8 protein-coding genes are annotated in these 8,309 nt (G+C 68.1%); 2 read left to right on the plus strand and 6 right to left on the minus strand.

Annotated elements, in window-relative coordinates; translation table 11 throughout:
* The first annotated feature begins 12 nt into the window (after nucleotides 1-12).
* Nucleotides 13-942 carry an alpha/beta fold hydrolase gene (locus ACTHQX_RS04465; protein WP_236803460.1) on the plus strand — a complete coding sequence of 310 codons (930 nt, stop codon included), beginning with the start codon at nucleotides 13-15 and terminating at the stop codon, nucleotides 940-942.
* Complete coding sequence (locus ACTHQX_RS04470) at nucleotides 939-2,015, plus strand: glycosyltransferase family 4 protein (protein WP_236803461.1); 1,077 nt, start codon at nucleotides 939-941, stop codon at nucleotides 2,013-2,015. The genes ACTHQX_RS04465 and ACTHQX_RS04470 overlap by 4 nt, the downstream gene beginning before the upstream one ends.
* Before the next feature lie 62 nt (nucleotides 2,016-2,077).
* On the opposite strand, the gene ACTHQX_RS04475 is transcribed toward ACTHQX_RS04470, so the two are convergent.
* The 6 genes from ACTHQX_RS04475 to mihF all read right to left on the minus strand — a co-directional run bounded on the left by ACTHQX_RS04475 (nucleotide 2,078) and on the right by mihF (nucleotide 8,226).
* Nucleotides 2,078-4,213 (minus strand): primosomal protein N', encoded by a 2,136-nt coding sequence (locus tag ACTHQX_RS04475; RefSeq protein WP_236809328.1) that lies wholly within the window; start codon nucleotides 4,211-4,213, stop codon nucleotides 2,078-2,080.
* A gap of 128 nt (nucleotides 4,214-4,341) precedes the next feature.
* Nucleotides 4,342-5,577 (minus strand): methionine adenosyltransferase, encoded by a 1,236-nt coding sequence (gene metK / locus ACTHQX_RS04480; protein WP_440156144.1) that lies wholly within the window; start codon nucleotides 5,575-5,577, stop codon nucleotides 4,342-4,344.
* A 76-nt stretch (nucleotides 5,578-5,653) separates the two neighbouring features.
* Nucleotides 5,654-6,946 carry a bifunctional phosphopantothenoylcysteine decarboxylase/phosphopantothenate synthase gene (locus ACTHQX_RS04485; RefSeq protein ID WP_236803463.1) on the minus strand — a complete coding sequence of 431 codons (1,293 nt, stop codon included), beginning with the start codon at nucleotides 6,944-6,946 and terminating at the stop codon, nucleotides 5,654-5,656.
* 40 nt (nucleotides 6,947-6,986) lie between these two features.
* The gene (gene rpoZ / locus ACTHQX_RS04490) at nucleotides 6,987-7,247 is read right to left on the minus strand and encodes a DNA-directed RNA polymerase subunit omega (RefSeq protein ID WP_003800778.1); all 261 of its coding nucleotides are present in this window, start codon (nucleotides 7,245-7,247) and stop codon (nucleotides 6,987-6,989) included.
* Nucleotides 7,248-7,262: 15 nt separating this feature from the next.
* Nucleotides 7,263-7,859: a guanylate kinase gene (gene gmk, locus ACTHQX_RS04495; protein ID WP_236803464.1), complete on the minus strand. Its 597-nt coding sequence runs from the start codon at nucleotides 7,857-7,859 to the stop codon at nucleotides 7,263-7,265.
* A gap of 43 nt (nucleotides 7,860-7,902) precedes the next feature.
* Entirely contained in the window at nucleotides 7,903-8,226 is a 324-nt protein-coding gene (gene mihF, locus ACTHQX_RS04500; protein WP_043418338.1) for an integration host factor, actinobacterial type, read from the minus strand.
* Nucleotides 8,227-8,309 lie beyond the last annotated feature (83 nt).

Here is an 8,309-nt window from a genome sequence, read left to right on the forward strand (position 1 = left end):
CTCCCCCAGCACATGAAAACAGCCGACTCCGAGCCCGCTACCGCACCATCCTTCGTCAGCAGCGGACTCGCCGCCCGCACGCGTGCATCCACGGTGCAACTGGCGGGCAGCAACGTTGCCTACTGGGTCTACGAACCGGAAAAGCCCACGGCTGAAACCCGGACCATCCTGGTCATCCACGGCTTCCGCGGCGACCATCACGGGCTGCTGCGGGTTGCCGACCAGCTGCCCGGGATGCGCCTGATCATGCCGGACCTCCCCGGGTTTGGCAGCTCCGGCGCATTCACCGACGGCGCCCACAGCGTGGAGCGCTACGGAAGGTTCATCAGCGACTTCATGGCGGCCCTCGGACTCGGGCCGGAGACCGTACTGTTGGGACACTCCTTCGGATCCATCGTGGCCGCCCATTTCGTAGCGGCCCATCCGGACGCGGTCCGCCCGCTGATCCTGGTCAACCCCATCGCGGCGCCAGCGCTCGAAGGCCCCAAGGGCCTCATGACCCGGCTGGCCGTTCTGTACTACCGCCTCTCCGCGCGCCTCCCCCGCCCTCTTGGCCTGGCCCTGCTCCGCAGCCCGCTCATTGTGCGGGTGATGAGCATGGCCATGGCAAAAACGAAGGACAAGGACCTGCTCCGGTTCATCCACGGGCAGCACCACGCCTACTTCAGTGCGTTCGCCAACCGGGACAGCCTGCTGGAATCGTTCACGGCGTCCGTCAGCAGCAACGTGGCCGAAGTCGCGCCCGCGCTCACCCTGCCCGTGCTGCTCATCGCCGGCGAGAAGGACGAAATCGCCCTGCTGCGGGACCAGCACCGCCTGGCCGGACTGCTCCCCGACGCAACGCTGGACGTCATCCCGGGCGTCGGCCACCTGATCCACTACGAAACGCCAGAACCTGCCGCAGGATTCATCCGCCGCTTCCTTAAGGACCACCCCGCGTGAAGATAGTCATCGATGCCCGTTTCACCCGGACGGACCACCACGACGGGATCAGCCGCTACGGTTCCAGCCTTATTGCCGCCGTCTCAAAGATCGCCGATGTGTCCATGCTCATCAGTGATCTCCGGCAGCTGGCACTGCTTCCCGACGTTCCGTACACGCTGATCAGCAGCCCGCTCTCCCCCGCCGAGCTTTTCGTGGCCCGGAAGGTTAATCGGCTCGGCGCGGACGTGGTGGTCTGCCCGATGCAGACGATGGGCACGTGGGGACGCAAGTACGGCCTGGTGCTCACTCTGCACGACCTCATCTACTACGAACACCCGGCACCTCCCGGCTTCCTGCCGGCCCCCGTCCGGATCCTGTGGCGCCTGTACCACAAGGCGTTCTGGCCCCAGCGCCTCCTGCTGAACCGGGCCGACGTCGTCGCCACCATCAGCAGGACCACGGAGGCGCTGATGGCCAAGTACCGCCTGACCAGCCGTCCGGTGCGCATCGTCAGCAACGCCCCGCAGCCGGCCCAGCAGCCCCGTGATCCGGCGGCGGCGCCGGAGAAGACGCTGCTCTACATGGGTTCGTTCATGCCCTACAAGAACGTCGAAACCATGCTCGCCGGGATGGCCGAACTGCCTGACTACACGCTGCACCTGCTCAGCCGGGTCACACCGCACCGCCGCGCCGAGCTTGAAGCGCAGATCCCCTCCGGAGCCAGCGTGGTGTTCCATAACGGTGTCACCGACGACGAATACACGGCGCTCTTGAACCGCACCACCGCGCTGGTCACCCTGTCCAAGGCCGAGGGCTACGGCCTGCCCCTGGTTGAGGCGATGGCGCTGGGCACACCGGTGATCGCCAGCGACATCCCGATCTTCCGCGAGGTGGGGGCGGACACCGCCACCTACGTCAATCCGGAGTCGGCGACGGAATTCGCCGCCGCCGTCCGCAGCCTCGGCGACGGGCAGCACTGGCAGGACGTCTCGCGGCGGTCCGTGAGGCGGGCAGAGCAGTTCAGCTGGGACGAATCCGCCCGCCAGCTGGTGGACGTGGCGGCAGAGGTCATAGCACTCCGCCGGCGCTAATCGGGCAGCCCGGAACCGGTCAGCCCCGAACCGGCCGGCGCTGACCTGTTAGCCCCGAACTGTCAGAGCACGTCGACGCCGTCGAGCCGCAGCTGCACCGGGTCCTCGGTTCGCTTGGCCGCGCCCGCGGCTTTCGCGGCCCGAAGCACCCTGGTCACGGTGGCGGCCTGCGCGTACGGGATGAACAGCAAAGTGCGCACGTCCACGCTGTCCGGGCCCGGCGCCGGAACGCCCGGTGCCTGGATGCTCGGGGTCGGGATGCTTGCCGTCTGGAGCAGCGGCGCCGGGCCCGCAATACGCAGCTCGACGCCCTCGGCGGCCAGCAGCTTTGTGGCTGAGGCCGTGAAATGCCCGACGGCGGTGCTGCCGCCGGTGACGGCGGCCACCCTCACCGCCGGGGGCAGCTGCAGCTCAGTGCGCAGGCCCAGCTCCCGCTGGGCATAGCCCGAAGGGTCCCACCGCAGCAATGCTCCGACCGCGGCGGTGTCGTCCGCGGTGATGACCACCATCCCGCCCTCGGTGGCCGGCCGGACGAGGGCAGCGGCGTTGAACCAGCGCCGCACGGCGTCTTCGCCCGCGCGGAGGTTCTCCCGGCGCAGCAGTGAATCGCCGTCGAGCAGCAGCGCCGCGGCATATCCGCCCGGCGCGACGGGCTCGGCGCCCACGGTGGCCACCACCAGCGCCCCCGCATCCGGCACCGTGGCTTTGACGTTCTGGCCGGAGGAGGTGACCACGGCTTTGCCGGGAAACGCCCTGCCCAGTTCCTCCGCCGTGCGGAGAACACCCGCCGCGCCGCGGCGCAGCCGGGTGCCCTGGCAGTGCGCGCAGCGCCAGGTAGGTGCCGGCGTCGAACACCAGCGGCATTGGGGCACAGCTGCGCTGCCTGCGATGGCGAGCGGCCCCTGGCAGGACGGGCAGCGCGCGGGTTCCCGGCAGGTTTCGCACGCCAGCGACGGCGCATAGCCGGCACGGGCAACCTGCACCAGGACCGGACCGCGCTCGAGTGCGTCCTTGGCCGTGCGCCACGCCGCCCCCGGCAGCCTCGCCAGCCGGGCGAGCGGGTCCCGCTCCTGTTCAAAGCTGTCCGCCGTGTTGAGGACCCGCGGAACCGTGCGGCGGAGTACCGTGCGTTCGGCGTCGACGGGCATCGCCCAGCCGGCGTCCACCAGCCGCTGCACTTCCGTGCTGCGCGCGTGCCCGGCCAGCAGGCAGGCAGCCCCCTCCTGTTCGGCACGCAGCAGCAGCACCTCGCGGGTGTGGGCATACGGGGAACGCTGCTCCACATGCAGGTCGTCGCCGTCATCCCAGCACACCACAAGACCCAGGTTCGGCACGGGGGCGTAGGCAGCCGAGCGGGTGCCTACGGCGACGCCCGCCGTGCCCTTGAGGATCCTGAGGTAGTTGCGGTACCGGGGTGTTTGGCCGTCGTCCGCCGTCAGCCGGGCAACGTCATCGGCGGGCAGGATGTCCTCGAGGGCAGCCTGGACCCGGTCGAGGTCGCGGTAGTCGGGAACGACGACGACGGCGCCACGTCCGGATTCCCGGACCGCCGCCACAGCGTCCGCAATGAGGCGCGGCCAGCCGTCCGGGCCGAAACCCTGCAGCGCACTAAGGGCGGCCCGGGGTGCGCCTCCCGATGCGAGATGGCGGAGGAAGGCGCCGCCGTTCCGGTACCTGGTCCACGCGGAGCCGGGCAGGTCATGGGCCGCCCCGGGCTGTGTTGCCGGTCCGGAATGAGCGGCCGATTCGGCGCCGGCAAGTTCCTTCTCCACCTTGACCACCCGCGGCGGGATGGCCACGCGGAGCACGTCGCTGACGGTGCCCGCGTAGCGTGCGGCCACGCGCCCGGTGAGTTCCTGCATCGCGGGGGTGAGCACGGCAACCGGCGAGACGACTTTGTGCAGCGGGACGAGGGGCTGGCCGGCGTCGGACTCCTCGACCCGGTCCAGGATGTAGCCGCCCAGTTCCTGGCCACTGAACTTGACCCGGACACGGACGCCCGGCTGGGCGTCATCATCCAGTTCGGCGGGAACGCTGTAGTCGAACGGCCGGTCCAGGTGCGGCAGCGGGGACTCAATGAGCACGCGCGCCACCGGACGGACGGCAGCCAGCGGCGGGCCGCCGGCTGTCCTGACCGTGACCGGGAACCCCTGCAGCAGTGACAGCTGCAGCGGCTCCGGCGTGGGGTGCGAAGACATGGCGTTAGAACACATGGCGTTTGAAGACATGGCGTTTGAAGACATGGCGCCTCACCTCCGTCCTGGGTTAAATATCAGCCAACCACACGGGTCTGACATTGCTCCCGTACGGGTGCGGACGGGCCGGCTTAGGCGTTGAAGTACGCCTTCAGGTCGTCCACGCGGTCCAGGCGCTCCCAGGTGAAGTCCGGATCATCGCGGCCGAAGTGGCCGTGAGCGGCCGTCTTGGCGTAGATGGGGCGCTTGAGGTCCAGGGCGTCGATGATGGCGCGGGGGCGCAGATCGAAAATCTCGGCAATCGCGGCGCTGATCTTCGCCGGGTCCACGGTCTCGGTCCCGAACGTTTCCACGTAGGTTCCCACCGGGCGGGCCTGGCCGATCGCGTAGGCAATCTGGATCTCGGCGCGCTTGGCGAGTCCCGCGGCCACCACATTCTTGGCAACCCAGCGCATGGCGTACGCGGCGGAGCGGTCCACCTTGGACGGGTCCTTGCCGGAGAAGGCGCCGCCGCCGTGCCGGGCCATGCCGCCATAGGTGTCCACGATGATCTTGCGTCCAGTGAGTCCCGCGTCGCCCACCGGACCGCCGATCACGAAGGCGCCGGCGGGGTTCAGGATGTTGTTGGTGCGCGAAATGTCCAGATCCGCGAGGGCGAGTACCGGGTCGATGACGTGCGTCGCGAGGTCGGCCCGCAGCTGCTCGAGGCTGAAGCCGTCGGCGTGCTGGCTGGAGATCACGACGGTTTCCACGGAAACCGGCCGGTCGCCGTCGTACCCGATGGTGGCCTGGGTCTTGCCGTCCGGGCGGAGGTAGGCGAGTTCGCCGTTCTTGCGGACCTCGGTGAGGCGCTCCGAGAGGCGGTGCGCGATCCAGATCGGCGTGGGCATGTAGGACGGGGTCTCGTCGCTGGCGTAGCCGAACATCAGGCCCTGGTCACCGGCGCCCTGCAGGTCGTAGTCGTCCTCCTGGCGGCCTTCACGGGCCTCCAACGAATTGAAGACACCGCCGGCGATGTCGTTGGACTGCTGCCCGATGGACACGGAAACGCCGCAGCGTGCGCCGTCGAAGCCGTTGGCCGAGGAGTCATAGCCGATGCCCAGGATGGTCTCGCGGACAATCTGTGGAATTTCGACATACGCGTCTGTGGTCACTTCGCCGGCCACGTGGACCAGGCCGGTGGTGGCCATGGTCTCGACGGCGACGCGGGACTCAGGGTCCTTGTCCAGCAAGGCGTCCAGGATCGCATCACTGATCTGGTCGCAGATCTTGTCCGGGTGCCCTTCGGTGACCGACTCCGAGGTGAAGAGCCGAAGCGCGGCGGGTGCGGACCCGTGGGATTCTGGAATGTGCAGCGGTAAAGTCACTCAACTACCTTACTTGTTGGCAAACGGCGGGGCGGCAGCGTGTGTCCCCGTGCTAAGGAGACGTTGCTTACGCCCATCACGTTCGCGGAAAGACCCGGCTTAGTTCGGAGCCGACGCGGTCAATGACAATGGCGGCGACGTCCTGCTTGGAGCCTGACGCCGACTGGGGTTCGGAACCGGCCCGCGAGAGGATGACCACGGAGTTGTTGTCCTGGCCGAACACCTTGTCAGCGCCCACGTGGTTCACTACCAGCAGGTCGCAGCCCTTGCGCTTCAGCTTCGCCTCGGCGTAGGACAGCACATCGCCCTGCTCGTCGCCGGTCTCGGCGGCAAAGCCCACCACGAGCTGGCTGCTGCCCGCGGCGTCACGGACCTCCACGAGCTCGTGCAGGATGTCGGGGTTGCGGACCAGCGTGATGACGGGGTCGGCGGTATCGTCCCGCTTCTTGATTTTGCTTCCGGACACCTCCGCCGGCCGGAAGTCGGCCACCGCCGCCGCCATGATGACGACGTCGGACCCGGCTGCCGCTGCCAGCATGACCTCGCGGAGCTGCAGGGCAGTTTCGACGGCGATCAGTTCGACACCGGCCGGGGCGGGCACCTCCATGTGGGCGGCGACGAGCCGCACTGTGGCTCCGGCGTCGCGGGCCGCGGCGGCCAGCGCCACGCCCTGCTTGCCGGAGGAACGGTTGCCCAGGAACCGGACGGGGTCGAGGGGCTCCCGTGTGCCGCCGGCGCTGATGGTCACGGTGCGGCCGGCCAGCGGGAGGAGCCGCGCGCCGCCGGTTCCGGCAGCGCCTGCGGTTACGTCCGCCGCCGGGGTCAGCGGTGCCTCCGTCTGGAGGCCGTGTGCCAAGGCCATGGCCGCTTCGAAAATGGCTTCAGGCTCGGGCAGCCGTCCTGGGCCGGAGTCGCTGCCGGTCAGCCGCCCGCTGGCGGGTTCCAGGACTGTCACGCCGCGGCTGCGCAGCGTTTCGACGTTGGCCTGGGTGGCCGCATGCTGCCACATTTCAGTGTGCATGGCAGGGGCGAACAGCACCGGGCCGCTCGCCATGAGCAGCGTGTTGGTTAGCAGGTCACTGGCTTGGCCGGTGGCGGCGCGGGCCAAGAGGTCGGCGGTGGCCGGCGCAACCACGATGAGATCTGCCTCGTGGCCCAGCCGGACGTGCTTCACCTGGTCGACGTCGTCGAAGACGCTGTTGGTCACCGGGTTTCCGGACAAGGCCTCCCAAGTGGCAACGCCGACAAAGCGAGTGGCAGCTTCGGTGGGGATGACGGTGACGGCATGGCCGGCTTCAGTAAAAAGCCGGAGGAGCGATGCCACCTTGTAGGCGGCGATCCCTCCCCCGACTCCGAGGACTATGCGCACGTGAACTCCGTCAGCAGGCAGTCTGTTTACTCTGCGGAAGTTACTCTGCAGCTTCGATCGGTGTGGAAACCAGCTTGCCCTCGTTGATCTCGCGCAGGGCGATGGACAGCGACTTCTCGTTCAGCTTGGTGTCGACCAGCGGGCCGACATACTCGAACAGGCCCTCGTGCAGCTGGGCGTAGTACGCGTTGATCTGGCGTGCACGCTTGGCACCGAAGATCACCAGGCCGTACTTGGAATCAGCCGCCTCGAGCAGCGAATCGATCGGCGGGTTGATGATGCCTTCAAGGTTCGTGGACACGAATTCTCCAAATTTCTAACGGGCTGACGGCGTCTGCGTCTGGCGCGGGTGCGGGGTCAGCCCCATGAGTGAAACAAGCTCGTCCGCTGCCCGGCGGACGTCGTCATTGATGACGGTGTGGTCGAACTCCGGTTCAGCAGCAAGTTCTACTTTACCGGTTTCCAGCCGGCGCTGCTGTTCCTCGGCCGATTCGGTGCCCCGGCCCACCAGCCGGCGCACCAGTTCTTCCCAGCTGGGCGGTGCCAGGAACACGAACTGGGCATCCGGAACGGCCTGCTTGACCTGGCGTGCGCCCTGCAGGTCGATCTCCAGCAGCACCGAACGGCCTTCGGCAATGGCCTGGTTGACGGTGCTCTTCAGGGTCCCGTAGGTGTTCTGTCCGTGCACCACTGCCCACTCGAGGAATTCGCCGGCGGCCACGAGGGACTCGAACTCTTCCTTGGACTTGAAGTAGTAGTGCACGCCGTCGACCTCACCGGGCCGCGGAGCCCGGGTGGTGGCCGAAACGGACAGCCAGACCTCGGGATAAGTGTCGCGGATATAGGTGGACACGGTGCCTTTGCCAACAGCCGTAGGACCAGCGAGGACTGTCAGTCCGGGTTTGTTGCTCACGTATTCCTTTGGACGGTCTACAGATGACTCTGTTCGGATGAAGCTATTTCTCGTTCATAAAATCTACCAGCGCCCGGCGCTGGTGGATGCCCAGGCCCCGGACCCTGCGGGAGGCGGCGATGCCCAGGCTGTCCATGATGGCTGCGGCCCGGACCTTCCCGATCCCCGGCAGGGCCTCGAGGAGTTCCGAAACGCGCATGCGCGCTATGGCCTCCTCCGTGCCGCCGGAGTCGAGGATCTGCGCCACGGTCAGCTCTCCGGATTTGAGCCGCTCCTTGGCCGAGGCCCTGGCGGCCCTTGCCGCCGCGGCCTTCCTGAGTGCGTCGGAACGTTCCTGCGGAGACAAGGGTCGCAAGCTCACGGTCATTTCCCCTGGGGTCAGCCAACGGATCCGCGGCCGGCGGCGTTGGAGCAGCCACGGATTTGTCCTGAACCTACTCCCTGCCGGCC

The organism is Arthrobacter sp. SAFR-023, from assembly GCF_051965295.1.
Classification (GTDB): Bacteria; Actinomycetota; Actinomycetes; order Actinomycetales; family Micrococcaceae; genus Arthrobacter.

Excerpts from the sequence above, each read along its gene's own strand:
- ACTHQX_RS04465 (WP_236803460.1), top strand. The coding sequence starts at position 13 with ATGAAAACAGCCGACTCCGAGCCCGCTACCGCACCATCCTTCGTCAGC.
- ACTHQX_RS04475 (WP_236809328.1), bottom strand. The coding sequence starts at position 4,213 with ATGTCTTCGCACCCCACGCCGGAGCCGCTGCAGCTGTCACTGCTGCAG.
- mihF (WP_043418338.1), bottom strand. The coding sequence starts at position 8,226 with ATGACCGTGAGCTTGCGACCCTTGTCTCCGCAGGAACGTTCCGACGCA.